This is a genomic window from Kitasatospora sp. NPDC087861, assembly GCF_044742585.1.
In the GTDB taxonomy this organism is placed as follows: Bacteria; Actinomycetota; Actinomycetes; order Streptomycetales; family Streptomycetaceae; genus Kitasatospora.
The window spans coordinates 165,379-186,219 of the sequence record NZ_JBIUUS010000013.1; the positions used below are offsets into that span (position 1 = coordinate 165,379).

Here is a 20,841-nt window from a genome sequence, read left to right on the forward strand (position 1 = left end):
GCCGCGCGCCCCCACCGCGCCCCTAGCGTGCCGCTCGGGCCGCGGCTGCGACCGCGGCGCGGAGCTCGGCTCGGGCCGCAGCGCGGGCCGCGGCCCGGAGTGCGGCTCAGGCCGCGGGGGTGGCGCTGAGCTCGAACCACATCCGCTTGCCGGACCCGCGCGGTTCCACCCCCCACGCGTCCGCCAGCGCCTCGACCAGCATCAGCCCGCGCCCGGAGGAGGCCTGCTCCCCCGGCGTCCGGCGGGTCGGCCACAGGTCCGACTCGTCCTCCACCTCGACCCGCAGCCGGGCCCGGCCGCCGTCCGAGGCCGGCTCCCGGTAGAGCCTGGCGGTGAACATGGCGTCCCGGTCGGTGTGCCGGATGGCGTTGGTGACCAGCTCGGACGAGAGCAGCTCGGCGGTGTCGATGAACTCGGCGACGCCCCAGCGCCGCAGCGCGTCCCGCAGCTCCGCCCGGACCTCGGAGATCCGCGCCAGGTCGGCCTGGCCGATCCGGCGGCGCAGCTGCTGGGCGGCCAGACCGCCGGCCGGGCCGTCCCAGCGCAGGAGCAGCAGCGCTATGTCGTCCTCGCGCTCGCTGGAGTCGGCGGCCTGGGAGGCGATCCGGTCGGCCAGGTCCTCCAGCGGGTCGCGGGCCGCCTCCGCGGCGGGCGCCAGCGGGCGGCCGAGCGCCCGGGTGAGCCGGGCGATGCCCTCGTCCAGGTCCATGCCGCGCGCCTCGACCAGGCCGTCGGTACAGAGCAGCACGGTCTCACCCGGGTCCAGGCTGAACCGGGTGACCCGGTACTCCTGGTCCGGATCGATGCCCAGCGGCAGCCCGCCGGCCACCGGCACCACGGCGGCGGTGCCGTCCGCGCGACGCACCACCGGGTCGAGGTGGCCGGCCCGGACCGCGTAGACCACGCCGTAGTCCACGTTGACCTCGGCGTAGGTGCAGGTCGCGAAGTGGTCGGTGTCCAGGTCGGCGAGGAAGCGGGAGGCGCGGGCCATCACCGCGGCCGGCGGGTGCCCCTCGGCCGCGTAGGCGCGCAGCGCGATCCGCAGCTGACCCATGATCCCGGCGGCGTGCACGTCGTGCCCCTGGACGTCCCCGATCACCAGGCCGACGTGCCCGCCCGGCAGCGGCACCACGTCGTACCAGTCGCCGCCGATCTGCAGGCCGGAACCGGCCGCCAGGTAGCGCACGGCCGTCGTCACGCCCGGGATGGACGGCACGGTGCGCGGCAGCATCACCCGCTGCAGACCGGCCGCCAACTCGTGCTCGGCGTCGTGCAGTCGGGCCCGGGCCAGGGACTGCGCGACCAGGCCGCCCAGGGTGGACAGCAGGGTGCGCTCGTCCGCGTCCAGCTCGCGCTCGTCGTCGAAGCTGACCACGCACACGCCGATCGCCCGGCCGCTAGCCACCAGCGGCAGGAACGCCCAGGAGCCGCGGCCGGTGCGGCTGGTCGGCTCCCACACCGCGGGGTAGCCCTCGCGGAACTCCTCGCGGGTCGGGATGAACACCGGCGCCCGGTGGCGCAGCGCCTCGGCCGCCGGGTGCCCGGCCGGCAGCACCGTGCGGTCCCAGACCGCCAGCGCCTCGGTCCGGTAACCGGAGGCGCCGAGGATCTGGGCCCGGCCGGCCTCGAAGGAGGCCAGCACCAGGCCGTCCGGTGGCAGGCCGGGCAGCGGCAGCCCGGTGAACACCCGGGCCACGTCACGGACGGTGACCGCCTCGGAGAGGGCGCGCGCCGCCTCCTTGATGAACCGGGAGCGCTCCTCGCGCAGCAGGGCCATCCGGTCGGCGCGGTCGCGCTTGTGCAGTTCGACGGTGGCGTCCCAGACGAAGCCCACCATCCGGGAGGCCCGGCCGAAGGCGTCCGCGAGCACCCGGCCGCGGAAGCGCACCGCGCGCATGGTGCCGTTCGGCCCGACGGTGCGGTAGTAGGCGCCGCACTGGCCCAGCTCAGCCACCGCGCGCTCGACCCGGCGGCGCACCACCGGCGCGTCCTCGGGGTGCAGCAGGGCCAGGAAGGAGCCGGCGGTGCGGTCGAAGCGGCCCTGGTCCATGGTGTCCAGGCCGATGATCGCGCAGGCGCGGTGGTCGCCCTCCAGGACGTCGCGGCGGATGTCCCAGTCGAAGGAGCCGATGCCGTTGGCGGCCATCGCGGGCTCCAGCCAGTCCGGCATGGTGTCGGCGGAGGCGGGCGGCAGCCCACCGGGGAGCACCGGCGCCAGCCGTCCGGCGACCCCGGGCGCCGTGCGCAGCGAGTGCCGGCGCACCGCCTGCGCGGGTGGCTTCGCCCGGGCTGTGCCGGTGGCGGTGGTGCGACCGGCCGTGGTGGGGTCTGCCGTGACGGGACCGGGTGTGGTGGGACCGGGTGCAGTGAGACCGGGTGTGGTGGGACCGGCGGGGCTGGGCTCGGCCGTACTGGGCTCGGCGTGGGTGGCGGCTGCCTGCTGCGGTTCGACGGTGGACGCACCGGGAGGGAGCGCCGGCCCCGGCGACTCGGGCTCAGTGGGCATGCTGCTCCTGCCGCTGCCGTGGCGGACCGCGCCGACCGTCCGGACGGGCCGCGTGGCGGTGTGGTGGGTGGTGCTGGATGGGACGGTGTCGACGGGCGGTGGTCAGTCGAGGTTCGGACTCCCCGCTGCTTCCCGCACGTGGACACACATTCCCACCATCCTGTCCAATGTTCGGCCGAGCGGCAATGGTAACGGGCCGGAAATCTTCCGCTCCGCCTTCTGTTCCGGGCATCCTTCGATGGCGAATGAATCGGCGCCGAACAATGCGGTGGACGGGTTCGGGTGGACCGGCTCAGATGGACGGGCTCCGGTGGACCGGCTCAGGTGAACCGGCTCAGGGCAGGGCGAGTTCGAACCAGGTGACCTTGCCGTCACCTCTCAACTGCACGCCCCATGCGTCCGCGAGCGCCTCCACCAGCAGCAGGCCGCGCCCCGAGGTCGCGTACTCGGCGTCCGGATCGCGGCGCCGACCGGGCAGCCGGGTCGTGCCGTCCTGCACCTCGATCCGCAGCCGGTGGTCCGACCCCAGCACCGCGTCGAACACCGCGCCCTTGCCGGTGTGCAGCAGTGCGTTGGTCACCAGCTCGGAGGAGAGCAGCTCGGCGGTGTCCGACAGCTCCGGCACCCCCCAGTGGCTGAGCGCCGTCCGCAGCCGCCGCCGGACCGAGCCGACCGCGACCAGGTCGGCCGGGTCGAGCGTCAGGTGCAACCGTCGGTGCAGGGCGCAGCCGGGGGCCGGAGTCCCCGGCAAGGTCGTCCCGGTGCCGCCGACCGGACCCTGGGCGGGCCCGGACCGGTAGGCGTCGCCCGAACCCGTCCGCTGCCGCGGGAATCGCGACTGACCGTCCATCAACACATGCCCCCGCCCTCAAATCCAGGCCCCCGCCTCCGGATCCCCCGCCGGCCGGGTGGCCCCCTCGTTCTGACCACTCATCCTCATGCCCAGTTGACGGCGTTTGCAACAGTGTGCGTCCGATCACGTGGGGTGAAAGGGGCACGGGGAGGTTCACGTGATCCAACTGCCCGCGCCGGACAGGTTTGCGAAGCGCAGAGCCTGTTTGCGCGCCCGCCCCCGCCCGATCCCGCGCACACCCGGCGCCCGGGCGCCGGTACCCGCCGTCCTCCCACTCCCCGCCGCGCCCCGCCGCGCCCCGCCGCGCGCCGGGCCCCAGCCGGGGCGCGGCGCCCGCTCCCGCCCCTCCGCGCGGGTGGCCTCCCCCGCCGCGCGGCCGGTCTCGCCCCCTCCGCGTGGCCAGCCCCAACCCGGCACACGGTCGGTCTCACCCCGGCACGCGGCCGGTCTCACCCCGGCGCCCGCCCGGCGAGCCGAACCCCACCGGACGGGCAACGCTGGACACGGCGGCCCGGTCCGGGTTCAATGGCTCGAGATGTTTGAACGACGTTCTAACATCGTTCCGAAGCCGACCCCCCTGCCCCGGCGACCGCGAGCGAGGAACCGTGCGACTGACCCCCACTGAGCGGGACCGGCTGCTGATCTTCACAGCAGCCGAGCTGGCCCGCGCCCGCCGCGCCCGGGGCGTACGCCTCAACATCCCCGAGGCGACCGCCCTGATCGCGGACACCGTCTGCGAGGCCGCCCGCGACGGCAGGCGACTGGCCGAGGCCATCGAGGCCGGCCGCAGCGTGCTGACCGCCGACGACGTACTGCCCGGCGTACCGGACGTCGTCACCGTCGTCCAGGTCGAGGCGGTCTTCGACGACGGCACCCGCCTGGCCGTCGTCAACGACCCCTTCAAGGGCGCCGGCTCGCTCGGCGACGAAGCCCCCGGCGGCGCGCTGATCGGCGACGGCGCCGGCTACGACCCGGTCGAGGAGACGGTGCTGCTCCCCGTCCACAACACCTCCGAGGTGCCGATCTCGGTCACCTCGCACTTCCACTTCTTCGAGGCCAACCCGCGCCTCGCCTTCGACCGCGCCGCCGCCTACGGCACCCACCTGGCCGTCCCGGCCGGCTCCTCGGTGCGCTTCGACCCGGGCGCCACCGTCCAGGTCGGCCTGGTGCCGATCGGCGGCAAGCGCGTCGCGATCGGCTTCGCCGGCCTCGTCGACGGCCCGCTGGACGCACCCGGCGCGAAGCAGGCCGCCCTGGCCAAGGCCCGCGCGACCGGCTACCTGACCACCTTCGACGACGCGGAGGTGCCGTCGTGACGTCCTTTTCCCCCCACGACTACATCTCGGTGCACGGCCCCCGTGCCGGTGACCGGATCCGGCTCGGCGACAGCGGACTGATCGTCCGGGTCGAGTCCGACTCCCAGGAGCCCGGCGAGGAGTTCCTGGCCGGCTTCGGCAAGACCGCCCGTGACGGCCTGCACCTCAAGGCCGCCGCCGTCCGCGACACCTGCGACGTCGTCATCAGCAACGTGCTGGTCATCGACGCCGTGCAGGGCATCCGCAAGACCTCGATCGGCCTGATCGACGGCCGCATCGCCGCCATCGGACGCGCCGGCAACCCCGACACCCTGGCGGGTGTGGACGTCGTGGTCGGCACCGGCACCACCATCGTCTCCGGCGAGAGCCTGATCGCCACCGCCGGCGCCGTCGACACCCACGTCCACCTGCTGTCGCCGCGGATCATGGAGGCCTCGCTGGCCTCCGGCGTCACCACCATCATCGGCCAGGAGTTCGGCCCCGTCTGGGGCGTCGGCGTCAACTCCCCCTGGGCCCTGCGGCACGCCTTCAACGCCTTCGACGCCTGGCCCGTCAACATCGGTTTCCTGGGCCGCGGTTCCTCCTCCGACGCGGCACCGCTCGTCGAGGCCCTGGTCGAGGGCGGCGCCTCCGGTTTCAAGGTCCACGAGGACATGGGCGCCCACACCCGCGCCCTGGACACCGCGCTGCGCGTCGCCGAGGAGTACGACGTCCAGGTCGCCCTGCACACCGACGGCCTGAACGAGTGCCTCTCCGTCGAGGACACGCTGAAGGTGCTGGAGGGCCGTACGATCCACGCCTTCCACATCGAGGGCTGCGGCGGCGGACACGTCCCCAACGTCCTCAAGATGGCCGGCGTGCCGAACGTCATCGGCTCCTCCACCAACCCCACCCTGCCCTTCGGCCGGGACGCCCTGGGCGAGCACTTCGGCATGATCGTCTCCGCCCACGACCTCAAGACCGACCTGCCCGGCGACGCCGCCATGGCCCGCGACCGCATCCGCGCCGGGACCATGGGCGCCGAGGACGTCCTGCACGACCTCGGCGTCATCGGCATCACCTCCTCCGACGCCCAGGGCATGGGCCGCGCCGGCGAGACCGTACGCCGCACCTTCGCCATGGCCGGCAAGATGAAGGCCGAACTCGGCCCCCTGGACGGTGGATACGGCACCACCGAGAGCGGCGACGACAACGAGCGCGTCCTGCGCTACATCGCCAAACTCACCATCAACCCCGCCATCGCCCACGGCCTCGCCCACGAGGTCGGCTCGATCGAGACCGGCAAACTCGCCGACATCGTCCTGTGGCGCCCCGACCACTTCGGCGCCAAACCCCAGCTCGTCCTCAAGGCCGGCTTCCCCGCCTACGGCGTGGTCGGCGACCCCAACGCCTCCACCGACCGCTGCGAACCCCTCGTCCTCGGCCCCCAGTTCGGCGCCCACGGCGCCACCGCCGCCGACATCTCCGTCGCCTTCGTCGCCCAGGCGGCCGCCGACGGCGCCTACCTCGACCGCCCCGCCGACGGCCTGCCCACCCGCCGCCGCCGCGTCGGCGTCCGGGGCACCCGCGGCATCGGCCCGCGCGACATGGTCCGCAACGCCCGGGTCGGCCAGGTCGACGTCACCGAGACCGGGCTGGTCTCGCTGGACGGCTCGCCGCTGCGCTCCGAACCCGCGGACAGCGTCTCGCTCAGCCGCCTCTACTTCCTCTGACCCTCCCCCACCTTCCCCCGCCTTCCCTCCAAGGACCGCCAGATGACCACACCCACGCCTGCCTCCCTCGGCTACCGGATGCCCGCCGAGTGGCACCCGCACGACCGCACCTGGATGGCCTTCCCGACCGCCAACCCCACCTTCGACAGCCCCGAGAACCTGCACGCGGGCCGCGAGGCCTGGGCTGCCGTCGCCAACACCATCGTCCGGTACGAGCCGGTCACGCTGATCGTCAACACCGGCGAGACGGCGGAGGCCCGCACGTACGTCTCCGAGCAGGTCGAGATCGTCGAGCGCCCGCTCGACGACGCCTGGATGCGCGACATCGGCCCGTCCTTCCTGATCGACGGCAAGGGCTCGCTGGCCGCCGCCGACTGGATCTTCAACGGCTGGGGCGCCCAGTCCTGGGCTCGCTGGGGCAAGGACCAGCACATCGCCGAGCACATCAGCGAACTGACGAAGGTTCAGCGCTTCGCCTCCCGGCTGATCAACGAGGGCGGCGGCATCCACGTCGACGGCGAGGGCACGGTGCTGGTCACCGAGACCGTCCAGCTCGGCGAGGGCCGCAACGCCGACTGGACCAAGGAGGAGGTCGAGGCCGAGCTGCACGCCTTCCTCGGCACCACCAAGGCGATCTGGCTGCCGCGCGGACTCACCCGCGACTACGACGAGTTCGGCACCCGCGGGCACATCGACATCGTCGCCTCCTTCGTGCGCCCCGGTGTCGTCGTCGCCCACGTCCAGCCGGACCCCTCCCACCCGGACCACGCGGTCTGCCAGGAGCTCGTCGCCATCCTGCGCGCCGCCACCGACGCCCAGGGGCGGCCGCTGGAGGTCATCGAACTGCCCGCCCCCACCGTCCTGCTGGACGAGGACGGCGAACCGGTCGACTACTCCTACATCAACCACTACGTGGCCAACGGCGCGGTGGTCCTGTGTGCCTTCGACGACCCGCGCGACCAGGAGGCCGCCGCCATCCTCGGCCGGGCCTACCCGGGGCGCACCGTCGAACTCGTCGACGCCCGCGAGATCTTCGCCAACGGCGGCGGGATCCACTGCATCACCCAGCAGCAGCCGCAGGCCGTCTGATCCCCGACCACCGGAGCGGGGGCGCCCCCCGCTCCGGTGGCGTACGGACCCGTTCCACCGAGGGAGAGCGACACACATGGCGGACGCCCGCCCGCGCCGACCGGCGCGCCCCCGCGAGGAGGTCTTCGCCACCGCCCGGGCCGCGATCGCCGAACACGGGCTCGCCAGACTCACCATGGCCGGGCTCGGCAAGCAGCTCCAGATGAGCGCCGGACACCTGCTCTACTACTTCGGCAGCAAGGACCAGCTGCTGCTGGAGACCCTCCGCTGGAGCGAGGACCAGCTCGGCGCCCGCCGCCGCGACGCCCTCGCCGACCGCTCCCGCGACCCCTGGCAGCGGCTCGACGCCTACCTGCGCCTCTACCTGCCCGAGGGGGCGGGCGATCCGCGCTGGATCCTCTGGGTCGAGGTGTGGGGGCGCTCGCCCACCAGCGCCGAGATCCGCCGGGGACAGCAGGAGATCGAGGCACCCTGGCAGGCCGACCTGGTCACCCTCATCGAGGAGGGCACCGCCACCGGCCACTTCACCCCCGGGCCCGCCGCCGACCGCGCCGCCCAGATCCGCGCCCTCCTCGACGGCCTGGCCGTCCCCATCGCCATCGGCCTCCCGGAGTCCCACCGCCCCGCCGCCCTCACCCAGGCCACCGCCGTCACCACCATCCTCCTCCGCGCCTGACCCCGACCCGCCGGGGCGCGAATATACCGACCGGTCTACAGATTTCTCCTGGCGTTGCGCAGGCCGTCACCGCGCCCACTCCTGCGGCCATTCCTGCTGCCCCGGCCCCGGCCCCAGCCGGGAAAGATATGTCGGTCGGTCTACATAGTCGACACCCGCAGGGAGGACCCGCGCGCGAGAAGTCGGACCCGCCGACTTCTCGCGCAGCCGGCCGCGCGGCCCTGCGGCCACCTGCTGGGAAATATGTCGGTCGGTCTACATATTTTGCCCGCACCGGGAGGCGCCCGGATCGGGCTAAGTCTTGTTCAGGTAGGTGAGGACGGCGCGGACGCGGCGGTTGGTGTCGTCGTCGTCGGTGATGCCGAGCTTGCCGAACATGGAGGTGGTGTACTTGCCGATGGCACTGTCGCTGAGGAAGAGGCGGCGGCCGATGGCCTGGTTGGACAGCCCTTCGGCCATCAGGCCCAGCACGGTGTACTCGCGCTCGGTGAGCCGTTCGAGCCCCCGGTTCGGGGCGCTGTTGGACAGCAGTCTCGCGATGACGGCCGGGTCCATGGCGGTCCCGCCGTCCGCGACGCGCTCCAGGGCGCCGATGAACTGGTCGGCGTCGAACACGCTCTCCTTGAGGAGGTAGCCGACGCCGCCGGAGCCGTCGGCCAGGAGCTCCCGGGCGTACAGCTGCTCTACGTGCTGGGAGAGGATGAGGACCGGCAGTCCGGGCATCTCGCTGCGGGCAGCGAGGGCCACCCGCAGTCCCTCGTCCGGCTGGGTCGGCGGCATGCGGACGTCGATGACGGACACGTCCGGGCGCCACCTCCGCAGCGCGCCGAGCGTCTCGGGCCCGGTGGCGGCCGTCGCCACCACTTGGTGCCCGCACGCCTCGATCAGGCGGACCATCCCGTCACGCAGGAGGTACAGGTCTTCGGCTACAACGATTCGCATGGCACCGTCATCCTGACACGGGTCGGACCACCCGGCGGACTGGTGATCTCCAGGGTGCCGTCGAAGACCGCGAGGCGGCGGCGCAGGCCCGCGAGCCCGCCGCCGGCCCGGGCGTCGGCCCCGCCCCGCCCGTCGTCCTCGACCTCGACGACCACCGCGGCGGCGCCCGCGGCGACGAGGCCGGTGTCGTCCCGCGTGAGAGAGATGCGCGCCCGGGAGGCCCGGGCGTGCCTGACCGCGTTGGTCAGCAGTTCGGCGACGCCGAAGTAGACGGCGGATTCGATCGGCGGGTCCAGCCACAGCGGGGCCGCCGCGCTGACGGCCACGTTGAGGGGGACGTCCAGGGCGAGGGCACGGACGGCCTCGACGAGCCCCCGTTCGTTCAGCACCGGCGGGCTGATCCCCCGGATCAGGTCGCGGAGTTCGGCCAGTGAGGCGGTGGCTCCGGCCTGCGCGTCCCGCATCAGGGCCCTGGCCTGGTCGGGGTCGGTCTCCATCAACTTCCCGGCGGTCGCCAGGGAGAGCCCGAGCGCGACCAGGCGGGCCTGCGCCCCGTCGTGCAGGTCCCGCTCGATCCGGCGGATCTCGGCGGCCTGCGCGATCGTCGCATCCGCGCGCTGGGCGGTCAGCTCCTGGACCCGGTCCGCCAGCGCCATCGCCGGCGAGGGGCGCAGGAAGCGGACGGCCACCGGCACGACGGGCCGCCAGGCGTACGGGGCGGAGGCGACGGCCACGACCGCGCCGAGCACCCCGGCGAGGCGCGCGACGGGCTCCGGCCGGCCGAGCCCGAGGACCGCCGCAGCCACCCGGCCGGCGGGAGGCACGCGACCAGGCCCGCGGTGAGCGGCGCGATCCCCGCGAACCGCAGGTCACGCCAGTTGGCCGGGTCCCGCCACCGGACCCGCCACCGCTGGTCCATGAGCGCGTCCCGGCGGGTGCGCTCGTAGGAGAAGCCGTTCCACCAGAACCCGGTGGACATCCGCGTCACCGGCCCGGCCTGCCGGTATCCGGCGGGGATCACGGTGGCGGTCCACCGCGCGACGAGGAGGCGGACGATCCGGCAGACCGGGCGGGGCAGGGCTAGCGTGCCCACGCACACCAGCACGAACGGCGCCGTCCACGACCACGGGTTGCCCGCCCCCCACCAGATCCCCAGCGCCACGGCGGCGGCCCACACGGCCGGGAGCAGCATGCAGACGGCCGCCACGACGCACGCCCGCACGAACCCCACTCCGGCGCGCGCCACCCACGAACCCTGCTGTCTCATGACCCTCCCCTTCCGTACGGTGCTCCCACTCTGCACCGCGCGGAGCCCGCCGCCGCCCTGATCGGCCGGGGAGTGGGGCTAGCCCCACCCACCCGTGGGTCCAGACCGATACCGCCCCGGCGAGGCGCTTCGTAGCGTCGGTGGACATGGACACCAACACGTACAGCGCGCCAGAGGCGGCGCTCCTCCACGACTCCCGTACCCGGCAGGCCTTCGGCACGGTGAGGAACAGCATCACGGTCTACGGCGCGCTCGGCGGCGCCGCCCTCCTGGCGGTCGTCGCGGTGGCGGTCGACGGCCACCTGGTGAACACGTTCATGTGGGTCCGGGCGGTGCTGCTGCCGGTGGTCGCCGTGCTGGTCCACCGGCTGGCCGGCTCCGCCGCCCGGGGATCCCGCCGGGCCTTCGAGCGCCTGAGCGCCCTCACCCTGATCATGCCGATCGCCATCGTCGGCGTCGACCTGATCCCGGGCGTCTGCCCGCGCTGGTACGCCGCGATGCAGGTCGTCTGCATGCTGCCCGTCGTCCGGGCCGCGTTCGCCGTCCGCGGCTCCGCGCTGCGCGCCGCCTTCCCCAAGGCGCGCTGACCGGCGTCACTCGGTCCAGATGGCGGCGGCCGTGCGGTCGTCGGCGTAGCCCTTGGCGCGGACCTGGACCTGGCGGAGGAAGTCGACGGTGCCGGGTGGGTGCGGGTGGGCCCAGTGGGTGGAGAGGAAGTGGGCGACGGCCGGCTCGTCGGCGATCGGGCGGGCCAGGCCGGGGGTGCAGAGCAGCAGGACGTCGCCGGGGGTGGCGGGGACGAGCCGGAAGCGGAACGGCCTCGGTTCCTCCGACGGCTGCTGCGGGCCGTCCGGGTGGTGCAGCAGGCGAGCCGCGTACGCGTCGATCCAGTGGCCGGAGCGCAGCAGGTAGAGCCCGCCCGGTCCGACGCCGAAGGCCGCCCGGTGGCCGGCCGCCGGGTCGAGTGACAGCAACAGGCAGTGCAGCGAGGCCGGGGACGGCGCGTCGTCCCCCTCCCCCCTGGGTGCCAGCGCGCGCAGCGGCGCGACGGCACCGGTGGCGAGCCGCTGGAGGCCGTAGCGGAGCCGGTCCCGGGCGCCGTCGCGCAGGTCGGCGGCCAGGCCGTCCCGGCTGCGGCCGATCGCGGCGGCCAGTTGGCGGCAGGCCTCCCCGGTGCTGGTCGCGACGGCTGCCGGGGCGACCGCCTCGTCTGCGGCGGTGCCGGTCCGGTCGATGCCGGCGAGCACGGCGAGCAGCAGCCCGTCCGGACCGTCCCCGAACCTGGTGATCAGCAGTGTGTCCCGGCGCGACTCGCCCCGGTAGCGGGCGGAGTCGCCACGGACGGAGACGGCGCGCAGAACGGACGGCCCGTACTGCGCGCCCTCCAGGACGGTGTCCGGTACGAGCGCCTCGAGCGCGCCCGGGTCCGATTCCGGTACGGCGGTCGGCTCCGGCCCGTAGGTCGGCGGCCGTTCGCCGATGTGCGGCACGGCGGGCCCGCTGTCGGCGAGCGGCGAGCGGACGGCCGGGCGCGGGTCGGGGACGGTGGCGGTGGCGGTGACAGGAGTGTCCGGTGCCGGCTCGGGTGCGGGGGCCGGGGCGGGTTCCGGTTCGGCCTCGGCCTCGGCCTCGGGTTCCGGTACTGGTACCGGTACCGGTGCCGCTTCGGGCTCCTCGGCGGCGGCCGGTGCTACGGGGGCTGGTTCCGGCTCGGGCTCAGGAGCCGGTTCAGGAGCCGGTTCGGGGACGGGCTTGTCCAGGGAGACCGGGGCCGGGGCCGGGGCCGGGGCGGGTTCGGGCTTCGGGGCATCGGGGGCGAAGGACGGGGCGGGGAACTTGTGGGTCTCCGTGGTGTCTGTCCACTGGTCTCCGATGACGCCGATCGCAGTGTCGAACCAGTCGTCGATGCTGTCCCGTTCGAGTACCTCGTCCGCCGCAGGCTCCGGGACCGGCTCCGGCTCGGGCTCCGACACCAACTCAGGCTCGGGCTCCGGCTCCAGTACCGGCTCGGCCGTACGCTGCTGCCCGATGAGGCCGACCGCCGTGTCGAACCAGTCGTCCACGCTGCCGTCGCCGGGGTCGGCGTGCGGAGTGTCGGGGAGGGTGCCCGCCGGGCCGTCGTAGACCGTGTCCCACCAGCCATCGTCCGACCGGTGCGGCTGTGCGGGTGCACCCTGCTTGCTCATCTGGCGGCTCCTGGTCGGTCCGTGGTCGCGCCGCCCCCGGCGGGGCCGGACTCGACGTCATTGTCTCCAAGTGCAACGACGCTGTCCGGGTTTCGGCGACAACCGGTCAGCAGCGGGATGTTCCCGGCCACCGCATCCGCCTCCACACCCACCGCGCGCCCAGGACACGTTCACCACCGCGTTCACCGCCGCTTTCGGCACCACGTTCACCGCCACGTTCGGTCCCGTTCCGTCCATGCTTGCCGGATGTGCCCGGAGCAGGGCGTTTCCTGGGCGTTCGGCCCCGGGAGCGGCCGAAAATGGGGGTGGAGGAGGGGCATCGCTTCACTCGTTCGGCTGATTAAATGTGCGCATGACCGCGTCGGCCCCCAGCTCACCCCGACCGGGGAGGGCCGCGCCGGCGGGCCGCCCGGCGGCTGCGCTGTGGGTCCTGTTGCTGGTCGCGCTGCTCACGGCGCTGCCGTGCGCGGGCCAGGCGAAGGCGGTCGGCGCGCACGCCCAACCGGCACCGACCACCATCGCCGCCACCGTCACCGCCACGGCGGTCTCCGGCCACGCCCCGCACACCGGCCCCGCCACCACGGCGTCCGACCAGCGCCAGCGTGCCGAGGAGCAGCGGCACTGGACGTGGTGCACGGCCGACGGCGAGCCGCCGCGCCGTGACAACGGCTGTTCCAGCCACCCGTACTGCCCCCAGGACGCCCAGCTGCCGAACCCGCCGCCGCATCCCCAGTCAGCCGCGTCACCACTCACGCCGGCGGTCGAGACGCTGCCCAGGGTGGTGCCCGCCGGGCTGCTCGACGCTCCGCATCCGGCGCCCGATCTGCACGAGCTGCAAGTACACCGGTCCTGAGCGGAACCCACCGCCCGGCATCCGCCGGCGGATCCGCCCCTCCCCCCTCTTCAGCTGACCGCCGCGCCACCAGCAGTGCGCGGCGGGGACAAGGACAACCACCATGGGTTCCGCCTCGAAGCAGTCCAGCAAGCAGTCCGGCAAGCCCGGCCCGAACGACCGCCGCGCCCGGATAGCCGAGCTGCGCGCCGTCGAGCAGCGCCGTGACCGCCGCAACAAGATCATCGCCTCGGTGACGGCCGGTGTGCTGGTGATCGGCGCGATCGCCGCCGGCACCTGGATCGTCATGGACGCCAACCAGAGCAAGAAGGACAAGCAGGTCGCCGCCAACGCGGACATCCCGGGCGTGCAGACCTTCGGCGACCTGAGCCGCAACCACGTCAAGGACAAGGTCAGCTACCCGATGACCCCGCCGGTCGGCGGCGACCACAACGCCATCTGGCTGGACTGCATGGGCCACGTCTACGACCAGCCGGTCGAGAACGAGCGCGCCGTCCACTCGCTGGAGCACGGCGCGGTCTGGGTGACGTACAACGGCAAGGCGACGCCGGACGACATCAAGACCCTGTCCGACAAGGTCAAGACCACCCCGTACTCGCTGATGAGCCCGTACCCGGACGAGAAGGGCACCATCACCCTGAACGCCTGGAGCACCCAGCTGATCGTGGACAGCGCCAGCGACCCCCGGGTGAACCAGTTCTTCACCAAGTACGTCCAGGGCAAGCAGACCCAGGAGCCGGGCGCCTCCTGCACCATGGGGCAGATGTGACCGCCGGCTCGGGCCTCCCCGAGGGCGGCTCCGAGAGCACCTCCGCGGACGCCGCCGCGAACGCCGCCGAGGAGTTCGCCGCCGAGAGGTTCGCCTCCGAGGAGTCCGCCGGCGAGGCCGAGGTGTCCCGCCCGGCCCGCCGTCGGCTGTGGTGGCCGGCCGCGCTGGCCGCCGCGCTCGCGCTGGCGCTCGGGGTGCCCGCCCTGGTGGCGAGCGGGACGTCGGCGTCCGGGTCGGCCTCGGTGGCCGTCCCGGCGGACGACTCGCCCGAGGCCGGGTTCGCCCGGGACATGGCGACCCACCACCAGCAGGCGGTGGACCTGTCGTTCATCGTCCGGGACCGCACCAGCGACGACGCGACGCGCACCCTGGCCTTCGACATCATCAACACCCAGGCCAACCAGCGCGGGATGATGATGGGCTGGATCGACCAGTGGGGGCTGTCGCAGCACTCGGCCGCCAAGCCGATGGCGTGGATGAGGATGGGCCACGACTACCAGGCCCACGACGGTTCGCTGATGCCCGGCATGGCCACCAACACCCAGCTGGCGAAGCTGCGTTCACTCAGCGGCCGGGACGCCGAGGTGTACTACCTGCAGCTGATGATCGAGCACCACAAGGGCGGCGTCGAGATGGCCCAGGGCTATGTGGACCTGGCGAGGAACGACGCCGAGAAGCGGCTCGCCCAGTCGATGGTGGTCGCCCAGACCTCGGAGATGCAGCTGATGACCGACATGCTCCAGGAGCGCGGCGCCGCCCCCGGCGTGCCCGCCTCCTGATCCGCCCCCTCTCCCCGCTGTTCCCCGGACGGCCGGAGCGCGGTCGACGGTCCCGTACCGTCCGTACCGCGCCCCGGCCGTCCGACGTCCGCTGAGTACCCCTGGAGATCCGGATGACCCCCGACGCACCCTGGCTGATCGTCGGACTGGGCAACCCTGGCCCGTGGTTCCGGCTGACCCGGCACAATGCGGGCTTCCTGACCGTGGACCGACTCGCCGAACGGTACGGCGCGCGGTTCCGGCGGCGCGGGATCGGCGCCCTGGTGGCGGCGATCGAGGTGGACGGCCACCGGGTGGTGCTGGCCAAGCCGCAGTGGTTCATCAACCTGTCCGGCCGCCCGGTGGCCGGCCTGATGCGGCGCCACGGCGTCCCGGTCGAGCACCTGGTGGTCGTGCAGGACGACCTCGACTTCGCGTTCGGCACCGGAAAGCTCAAGCGCGGCGGCGGCCCCGGCGGCCACAACGGCGTGCGTTCGGTGGGCGAGGTGCTCGGCACCCGCGACTTCGTACGGCTGCGCTTCGGCATCGGGCGCCCGCCGAAGGGGCAGAGCATCGGCGACTTCGTGTTGAAGAAGTTCTCGGACGCCGAACAGGCCGGCCTGTCCGGAGTGTTGGACCGGTGCGCGGACGCGCTGGAGACCCTGGTACGGCGCGGCCTCAACCGGGCCCAGGACGCCCTGAACGTCCGTACGGAGGCATAGGGCCGGGCCTCACGGAAACCTCCGGCCTCACGGAGACTCAGGCAAGGCGGACGGCTCAGGCCTGGCGGACGGCTCAGGCCTGGCGGACCGGCCGGGTCAGGGCGACGGCCGCCACCGCGACCGCCGCGAGGGCGAGCAGCACCGTCCGGCCGCCGGAAGCCGCGCCCGCCAGGTGGACGCCGAGGACAGGCAACGCGGTGCCGAGCGCCGTCCCGAGGCTGCGGGCCATGTTCACCATGCCACCGCCGACCGCCGAACACTGGGCCGGGATCGCCCGCATCACCAGCGCGTTGTTGGCGGGCAGCAGCAGGCCCAGCCCGTAGCCGGCGAGCAGCAGCGGGGCCGCCACGGCCGGTCCGGAGACCGGCACCAGGGCGAACAGCAGCAGCCCGGCGCCCGCGAGCACCGCGCCGGCGCGGCAGCGGGCGACGTCCGACCAGCCGCGCGGCAGCAGCGCGCCGCCGACGGTCGCGGCGAGCGCGAACGCGGCGGGCAGCAGGGTGATCAGCAGGCCCGCCCGAGCCATCGGCACACCCGCATCGGTGAGCAGCACCGGGCCGAGCACGAGCGGGCAGAACAGCAGCAGGTAGCCGATCAGCGAGACCACCAGGCCGGATCGCACCCCGGGGGTGTTGACCAGGCCGGGCGCGAGGATCGGCCGGGCGGCCCGCCGCTCCTGCCGGACCAGCCCGAGCGCGAGGACGGCGGCGGCGAGCAGCAGGGCGGCGACGGCCCAGCCGGGCAACGGCAGTCCGGATGCGGTGGACAGGGCGAGCAGCAGCGCGGTGGTGGAGCCGGCGAGCAGCAGGAGGCCGGGCAGGTCGAAGCGGCCGTCCGCGCCGTCCGCCGGGGAGCTCGCGGCGGCTCGCGCGAGCGGGCTCCCGGCAGGCACGCTGTCGGCGGGCACGCTGTCGGCGGAAACTGCGAGGGCGCTCCCGACACGCGTCCCGAGCGGGCTCCCGACCCTGGTGCGGGGCAGCAGGAACCAGCCGGCCAGGATGCCGAGCACCCCGATCGGCACGTTGATCCAGAACACCCACCGCCAGGAGGCGTGCTCCACCAGCAGCCCGCCGAGGCTGGGGCCGAGCGCCAGGCCGAGCCCCTGCGCGGCCGCCTGGATGCCGAGCGCGCGCCGCATGGCGTGCTCCGGGACGCCGCGCGCCACCAGGGCGACGCTGTTGGCCTGCATCATCGCGCCCCCGACCGCCTGAACGGCGCGGAAGCCGACCAGGACGCCCAGGCTGCCGGCGCATCCGGCGCCGAGCGAGGCCAGGGCGAAGACGGCGAAGCCACCGAGGTACATGGTCTTGCGGCCGACCAGGTCGGAGAGCCAGCCGACCGGGGCGAGCAGGGCGACCAGCACCAGGAGGTAGGCGAGGGCGACCCATTCGACGGCCGCGAAGCCTGCGTCGAAGTGCCTGCCGAGGGCCGGGAAGACGAGGGCGGTGACGCTGGCGGTGAGCTGTCCGAGGAAGGCGCCGAGGCAGACGGTGCCGACGGCCAGCCAGTGGGCGTGGCGCCAGCCGGCTACGCCGCGCGGCCGGGGCCGCTCGGTGAGCAGCCTCGCGGCAAGGGCGGTGGCGTTCATACCGCAAATATATCTGATGCAGACATGTTCTTTCTACGAGCTGCTCGCCCTCCGACGGGAGTCCCGGACGAGGGCGACCAAGGGGCGGACAGCGCCGCCGGACCGGCCCGTACCAGGCGATACGCTGTCCGCCATGCCGTCGTCACCACACGTTCCCGACCCTGCCACCGAAACCCCCGGAGCAGCGGTCGAACACGCCCGGCGGCTCACCGACACCGTCACCCGGCTGCGCCGTGCCCTGCGCAGCAGCATCCGCACCGACTACCCGTGGGAGTCCCTGCCCATGGCGCAGGTCGAACTCCTCCAGACGCTCGCCGCCGCGCCCCTGCGGGTCGGCGAACTCGCCGCCCGGCAGCGGCTCGCCCCGAACACCGTCAGCGGGCTGGTCGGCAAACTCCTCGAAGCCGGGTTCGTCGACCGCCAGGCCGACCCCGGCGACCGCCGCACCGCCCGCATCGCCCTCACCCCGGCCGGCCGGCGCCAGCTCGACGACTGGCAGCGCGCCCACGAGCGCCGCATCGCCACCGCCCTCGGCACCCTCGCCCCCGCCGACCGCGACGCCGTCGTCCACGCCCTGCCCGCCCTCGAACAACTCGCCCGTGCCCTGGCCGAACCGGGCCAGGGCCCCGAACAGGGCTGAGAACCCCCGGGCGCCCGGCGGCACCGCCTCAAGCGCTGGTCGCCTCAAACGCTGGTCACCTCAAGCGCTGGTCGCCAAAACCGCTGGTCACCAAAACCGCTGGTCACCGGCCCGTACGGACCACTACCGTCCCCGGCATGACCACAGCACAGGTACTGATCGAGCCCTGGACGGACGCCGACCTCGCGCTGCTGCGCCGGGTCAACACCCCGGAGATGAAGAAGCACGTCGGCGGCCCGGAGAGCCCGGAGCAGCTGCTCGTCCGGCACCGGCGCTACCTGGACTTCGTCCCGTCCGGCCTGGGCTGCATGTACCGGATCGTGCTGCTCCCCGAGGGCGAGGCCGTCGGCACCGTCGGCTACGGCACCCGTACCTGGGAGGGCGAGACCGTCCACGAGATGGGGTGGAACGTCCTGCCCGGCCACCAGGGCCGCGGCATCGCCGGCGCCGCCACCCGCGCCGCCGTCGCGGCCGCCCGCCGCGAGGCCGCCCACCGGTACCTGCACGCCTTCCCCTCGGTGGACCACCCGGCCTCCAACGCGGTCTGCGCGAAGGCCGGGTTCAGCCTCGTCGGCGAGACGGACTTCGAGTTCCCGCCCGGGCGGTTCATGCGCAGCCGCAACTGGCGGGTAGACCTGCGGGCCCCGGCAAGCATGCGCTAGAACCAGGCATGCGCTAGAACAGCGTGCCGCTCTCCAGCTCCAGCAGCCGGCGCTTGCGGTCCACGCCCGCCGCGAAGCCCGTCAGCGAGCCGTTGGCGCCCATGACGCGGTGGCAGGGGCGGACGATGAGCAGCGGGTTGGCGCCCACCGCGCCGCCGACCGCTCGCACCGCGCGCGGCGACTCCCCGGCCAGATCGGCGAGTTGACCGTAGGTGACGGTCTCGCCGTACGGGATCTCGTCCAGGGCGGCCCAGATCCGGCGGCGGAACTCGGTGCCCACCGGGGCGAGCGGGAGGTCGAAGGTGGTGCGCTCGCCCGCGAAGTAGCCGGTCAGCTGGGCGACCGGCTCGGCGAGCGCCTCCGGGTCGAGGACCCAGTCGTCGGCGGGCTCGGCGAGCGCGTACTTCTGACCGGACGCGGTGACGGTGGCCAGCGCGGCCGCACCGCCGTCCTCGGGTCGGACGCCGCTCAGCAGCAGCCGACCGAACGGGCTCTCCATGGTGGTGTAGACGGTGGTGTTCATTGCTGTGCGTTCTCCGTTCCAGTGCTGGTGCTCGCGGGCCCGGCCCACAGTCGGTGGACGGCGTAGGAGCGCCAAGGGGCCCACGCCTCGGCCGCGCGGGCGGCGTTCTTCGGGTCGCCGGGGGCGCCGAGCCGGGTGAGGCCGTGCTTGACGCCCACGTCGCTCGGGAGGAAGACGTCGGGGTCGGCGAGGGCCCGCATCCTCAGGTAGCCGACGGTCCAGGGGCCGATGCCGGGCAGGGCCAGCAGTCCGGCCGCGGCCTCCTCCCGGTCCACGCCGCCGTCGAGCCGGACCACCCCTTCGGCCAGGGCGGCGCAGAGGCCGGTGAGCGCGAGCCGGCGGGCGGCGGGCATCGCGAAGTCCTCGGGGTCCGCGGTGGCCAGCACCGCCGCGGTCGGGAACAGCAACCGCAGGCCGCCGTTCCGCTCGGGCAGCGCGGTGCCGTACTTCTCGGCGAGCCGGCCGGCCAGGGTACGGGCGGCGCCGACCGTGATCTGCTGGCCGAGGACGGCGCGGACGGCCAGCTCGTGCGGGTCCACGTGGCCGGGCGAACGAAGACCGGGGCGCTCCCGGACCAACGGGCCGAGCACCGGGTCGGCGCCGAGCTGCTCGTCGACCGCGTCCGGGTCGGCGTCCAGGTCGAACAGGCCGCGCAGGCGCTGGACGGCGGTCGGCAGATCGCGCAGGTCGGCGAGCAGCAGGCGGCAGTCGAGCCAGCCGCGGGTGCGCGGTTCGCCCGGCGCCAGTCCGTCGACCTCGGCGATGCCGTGCCCGTACGGGAGCGCGAGGGTGCGCCGGTAGGTGCGGACGCCGGGACGGGCACCGGGGACGACCTCCTCCACGCCGGGGACGGCGCGCAGGGCGAGGAAGTCGATCAGGTGGTCACTGTCGAGCGCGCCGCGGTAGGCCAGTCGCAGGGTGAGGCCGCCGGCCGGGGTCGCGCTGCGGCGGCCGGCGGCGACCTCGGCGCGCAGCCCGGTGGGGGTGCGGTCGTAGACCTCGCGGACGGTGTCGTTGAACTGCCGCACCGAGGCGAAGCCGGCCGCGAACGCGATGTCGGTGACCGGTAGTTCGGTGGTCTGGAGCAGCAGGCGGGCGGTCTGGGCGCGGCGGGCTCGGGCCAGGGCGATCGGGCCGGCGCCCAGCTCGGCGATGAGCTGGCGCTGGAGCTGGCGGGCGCTGTAGCCGAGGCGGCCGGCCAGGCCCGCGACGCCCTCGCGGTCCACCACGCCGTCGCCGATCAGCCGCATCGCGCGGCCGACCAGGTCGGCACGGTGATTCCACTCCGGCGAGCCCGGCACGGAGTCGGGGCGGCAGCGGCGGCAGGCGCGGAAGCCCGCCCCCTGGGCGGCTGCGGCGCTGGGGTAGAAGACGCAGTTCACGCGCTTGGGGGTCACGGCGGGGCAGCTCGGTCGGCAGTAGATGCCGGTCGAGGTGACGGCCGTGAAGAAGACGCCGTCGAAGCGGGCGTCGCGGCTGTCCACGGCTCGGTACCGGATGTCGTCGTCGATCACGTTGTCCAGTCTGCGGCACTGGGTGAGGGGTGACTGGCGGGAATCAGACATCACCGTTGGGGCCCTCCCCCCTCCCCCCTCCCCCCTCCCCGCCCACCCACCTCCACGCCCAGGCCGCCCACCCACCACCCACCACACGCATGGCACCCACTGCGCGCCCGGCACCCATGTACCCGGACCGTCCGACCTGGCCGGACCGTCCCGCCCGTGCCCGCCCGTGCCGCCCGGGCCGGCCCCGGCCCGCACCGACCGGCCGGGCCGGCGG

Annotated in this window: 18 protein-coding genes and 1 pseudogene; 11 read left to right on the top strand and 8 right to left on the bottom strand. The window is 74.2% G+C overall.

Annotation, left to right across the window (positions count from 1 at the left end; all coding sequences use genetic code 11):
* Positions 1-106 precede the first annotated feature (106 nt).
* On the bottom strand, positions 107-2,506 hold the full coding sequence (locus tag ACIOJE_RS20115) for a SpoIIE family protein phosphatase (RefSeq protein WP_400777649.1): 2,400 nt from the start codon (positions 2,504-2,506) through the stop codon (positions 107-109).
* Positions 2,507-2,840: 334 nt separating this feature from the next.
* Complete coding sequence (locus tag ACIOJE_RS20120) at positions 2,841-3,257, bottom strand: ATP-binding protein (protein WP_280674265.1); 417 nt, start codon at positions 3,255-3,257, stop codon at positions 2,841-2,843.
* Positions 3,258-3,964: 707 nt separating this feature from the next.
* Here ACIOJE_RS20120 and ACIOJE_RS20125 point away from each other — a divergent pair.
* The 4 genes from ACIOJE_RS20125 (at position 3,965) to ACIOJE_RS20140 (ending at position 8,152) form a co-directional block, all read left to right on the top strand.
* Entirely contained in the window at positions 3,965-4,675 is a 711-nt protein-coding gene (locus ACIOJE_RS20125; RefSeq protein ID WP_400777652.1) for an urease subunit gamma, read from the top strand.
* Positions 4,672-6,387: an urease subunit alpha gene (locus ACIOJE_RS20130; RefSeq protein WP_400777654.1), complete on the top strand. Its 1,716-nt coding sequence runs from the start codon at positions 4,672-4,674 to the stop codon at positions 6,385-6,387. Before ACIOJE_RS20125 ends, ACIOJE_RS20130 begins: the two co-directional genes overlap by 4 nt.
* Positions 6,388-6,429: 42 nt before the next feature.
* The gene (locus tag ACIOJE_RS20135; protein ID WP_400777656.1) at positions 6,430-7,476 is read left to right on the top strand and encodes an agmatine/peptidylarginine deiminase; all 1,047 of its coding nucleotides are present in this window, start codon (positions 6,430-6,432) and stop codon (positions 7,474-7,476) included.
* Between the two features lie 76 nt (positions 7,477-7,552).
* Positions 7,553-8,152 carry a TetR/AcrR family transcriptional regulator gene (locus tag ACIOJE_RS20140; protein WP_280674269.1) on the top strand — a complete coding sequence of 200 codons (600 nt, stop codon included), beginning with the start codon at positions 7,553-7,555 and terminating at the stop codon, positions 8,150-8,152.
* 294 nt (positions 8,153-8,446) lie between these two features.
* Here ACIOJE_RS20140 and ACIOJE_RS20145 read toward each other — a convergent pair whose 3' ends face one another.
* Both ACIOJE_RS20145 and ACIOJE_RS20150 read right to left on the bottom strand, forming a co-directional pair.
* Entirely contained in the window at positions 8,447-9,094 is a 648-nt protein-coding gene (locus ACIOJE_RS20145; RefSeq protein WP_400777658.1) for a response regulator, read from the bottom strand.
* Positions 9,079-10,361: pseudogene (locus tag ACIOJE_RS20150) on the bottom strand (sensor histidine kinase). Before ACIOJE_RS20150 ends, ACIOJE_RS20145 begins: the two are co-directional and overlap by 16 nt.
* A gap of 146 nt (positions 10,362-10,507) precedes the next feature.
* On the opposite strand from ACIOJE_RS20150, the gene ACIOJE_RS20155 reads away from it, so the two are divergent.
* The gene (locus ACIOJE_RS20155; protein WP_400777660.1) at positions 10,508-10,948 is read left to right on the top strand and encodes a hypothetical protein; all 441 of its coding nucleotides are present in this window, start codon (positions 10,508-10,510) and stop codon (positions 10,946-10,948) included.
* Positions 10,949-10,954: 6 nt separating this feature from the next.
* On the opposite strand, the gene ACIOJE_RS20160 is transcribed toward ACIOJE_RS20155, so the two are convergent.
* Positions 10,955-12,547: a hypothetical protein gene (locus tag ACIOJE_RS20160; RefSeq protein ID WP_400777662.1), complete on the bottom strand. Its 1,593-nt coding sequence runs from the start codon at positions 12,545-12,547 to the stop codon at positions 10,955-10,957.
* Positions 12,548-12,899: 352 nt separating this feature from the next.
* On the opposite strand from ACIOJE_RS20160, the gene ACIOJE_RS20165 reads away from it, so the two are divergent.
* From ACIOJE_RS20165 to pth, 4 genes are all read left to right on the top strand, one after another.
* Positions 12,900-13,400: a hypothetical protein gene (locus tag ACIOJE_RS20165; protein ID WP_400777664.1), complete on the top strand. Its 501-nt coding sequence runs from the start codon at positions 12,900-12,902 to the stop codon at positions 13,398-13,400.
* A gap of 103 nt (positions 13,401-13,503) precedes the next feature.
* Positions 13,504-14,169 (top strand): DUF3105 domain-containing protein, encoded by a 666-nt coding sequence (locus ACIOJE_RS20170; protein WP_280674275.1) that lies wholly within the window; start codon positions 13,504-13,506, stop codon positions 14,167-14,169.
* 146 nt (positions 14,170-14,315) lie between these two features.
* Positions 14,316-14,948 (top strand): DUF305 domain-containing protein, encoded by a 633-nt coding sequence (locus tag ACIOJE_RS20175; protein WP_400777720.1) that lies wholly within the window; start codon positions 14,316-14,318, stop codon positions 14,946-14,948.
* A 113-nt stretch (positions 14,949-15,061) separates the two neighbouring features.
* On the top strand, positions 15,062-15,649 hold the full coding sequence (gene pth, locus ACIOJE_RS20180) for an aminoacyl-tRNA hydrolase (protein ID WP_400777667.1): 588 nt from the start codon (positions 15,062-15,064) through the stop codon (positions 15,647-15,649).
* Positions 15,650-15,722: 73 nt separating this feature from the next.
* On the opposite strand, the gene ACIOJE_RS20185 is transcribed toward pth, so the two are convergent.
* Complete coding sequence (locus tag ACIOJE_RS20185) at positions 15,723-17,237, bottom strand: MFS transporter (protein WP_400777669.1); 1,515 nt, start codon at positions 17,235-17,237, stop codon at positions 15,723-15,725.
* A gap of 133 nt (positions 17,238-17,370) precedes the next feature.
* Here ACIOJE_RS20185 and ACIOJE_RS20190 point away from each other — a divergent pair, with 133 nt between their 5' ends.
* Positions 17,371-17,877, top strand: a complete 507-nt coding sequence (locus ACIOJE_RS20190; RefSeq protein ID WP_280674278.1) for a MarR family winged helix-turn-helix transcriptional regulator — start codon at positions 17,371-17,373, stop codon at positions 17,875-17,877.
* A gap of 137 nt (positions 17,878-18,014) precedes the next feature.
* A complete protein-coding gene (locus tag ACIOJE_RS20195) occupies positions 18,015-18,539 on the top strand; it encodes a GNAT family N-acetyltransferase (RefSeq protein ID WP_280674279.1) in 525 nt (174 codons plus the stop codon).
* Between the two features lie 13 nt (positions 18,540-18,552).
* Here ACIOJE_RS20195 and ACIOJE_RS20200 read toward each other — a convergent pair whose 3' ends face one another.
* Together ACIOJE_RS20200 and ACIOJE_RS20205 are read right to left on the bottom strand one after the other, a co-directional pair.
* Positions 18,553-19,062, bottom strand: coding sequence for a methylated-DNA--[protein]-cysteine S-methyltransferase (locus ACIOJE_RS20200; RefSeq protein ID WP_280674280.1), 510 nt, complete (start codon positions 19,060-19,062; stop codon positions 18,553-18,555).
* The gene (locus ACIOJE_RS20205; RefSeq protein ID WP_400777672.1) at positions 19,059-20,627 is read right to left on the bottom strand and encodes a DNA-3-methyladenine glycosylase 2 family protein; all 1,569 of its coding nucleotides are present in this window, start codon (positions 20,625-20,627) and stop codon (positions 19,059-19,061) included. Before ACIOJE_RS20205 ends, ACIOJE_RS20200 begins: the two co-directional genes overlap by 4 nt.
* Positions 20,628-20,841: the final 214 nt, after the last annotated feature.

Coding starts and splice junctions, on each gene's coding strand:
- ACIOJE_RS20115 (WP_400777649.1), bottom strand. CDS start 2,506: ATGCCCACTGAGCCCGAGTCGCCGGGGCCGGCGCTCCCTCCCGGTGCG.
- ACIOJE_RS20135 (WP_400777656.1), top strand. CDS start 6,430: ATGACCACACCCACGCCTGCCTCCCTCGGCTACCGGATGCCCGCCGAG.
- ACIOJE_RS20140 (WP_280674269.1), top strand. CDS start 7,553: ATGGCGGACGCCCGCCCGCGCCGACCGGCGCGCCCCCGCGAGGAGGTC.
- ACIOJE_RS20145 (WP_400777658.1), bottom strand. CDS start 9,094: ATGCGAATCGTTGTAGCCGAAGACCTGTACCTCCTGCGTGACGGGATG.
- ACIOJE_RS20155 (WP_400777660.1), top strand. CDS start 10,508: ATGGACACCAACACGTACAGCGCGCCAGAGGCGGCGCTCCTCCACGAC.
- ACIOJE_RS20160 (WP_400777662.1), bottom strand. CDS start 12,547: ATGAGCAAGCAGGGTGCACCCGCACAGCCGCACCGGTCGGACGATGGC.
- ACIOJE_RS20165 (WP_400777664.1), top strand. CDS start 12,900: ATGACCGCGTCGGCCCCCAGCTCACCCCGACCGGGGAGGGCCGCGCCG.
- ACIOJE_RS20170 (WP_280674275.1), top strand. CDS start 13,504: ATGGGTTCCGCCTCGAAGCAGTCCAGCAAGCAGTCCGGCAAGCCCGGC.
- pth (WP_400777667.1), top strand. CDS start 15,062: ATGACCCCCGACGCACCCTGGCTGATCGTCGGACTGGGCAACCCTGGC.
- ACIOJE_RS20185 (WP_400777669.1), bottom strand. CDS start 17,237: ATGAACGCCACCGCCCTTGCCGCGAGGCTGCTCACCGAGCGGCCCCGG.
- ACIOJE_RS20190 (WP_280674278.1), top strand. CDS start 17,371: ATGCCGTCGTCACCACACGTTCCCGACCCTGCCACCGAAACCCCCGGA.
- ACIOJE_RS20195 (WP_280674279.1), top strand. CDS start 18,015: ATGACCACAGCACAGGTACTGATCGAGCCCTGGACGGACGCCGACCTC.
- ACIOJE_RS20200 (WP_280674280.1), bottom strand. CDS start 19,062: ATGAACACCACCGTCTACACCACCATGGAGAGCCCGTTCGGTCGGCTG.
- ACIOJE_RS20205 (WP_400777672.1), bottom strand. CDS start 20,627: ATGTCTGATTCCCGCCAGTCACCCCTCACCCAGTGCCGCAGACTGGAC.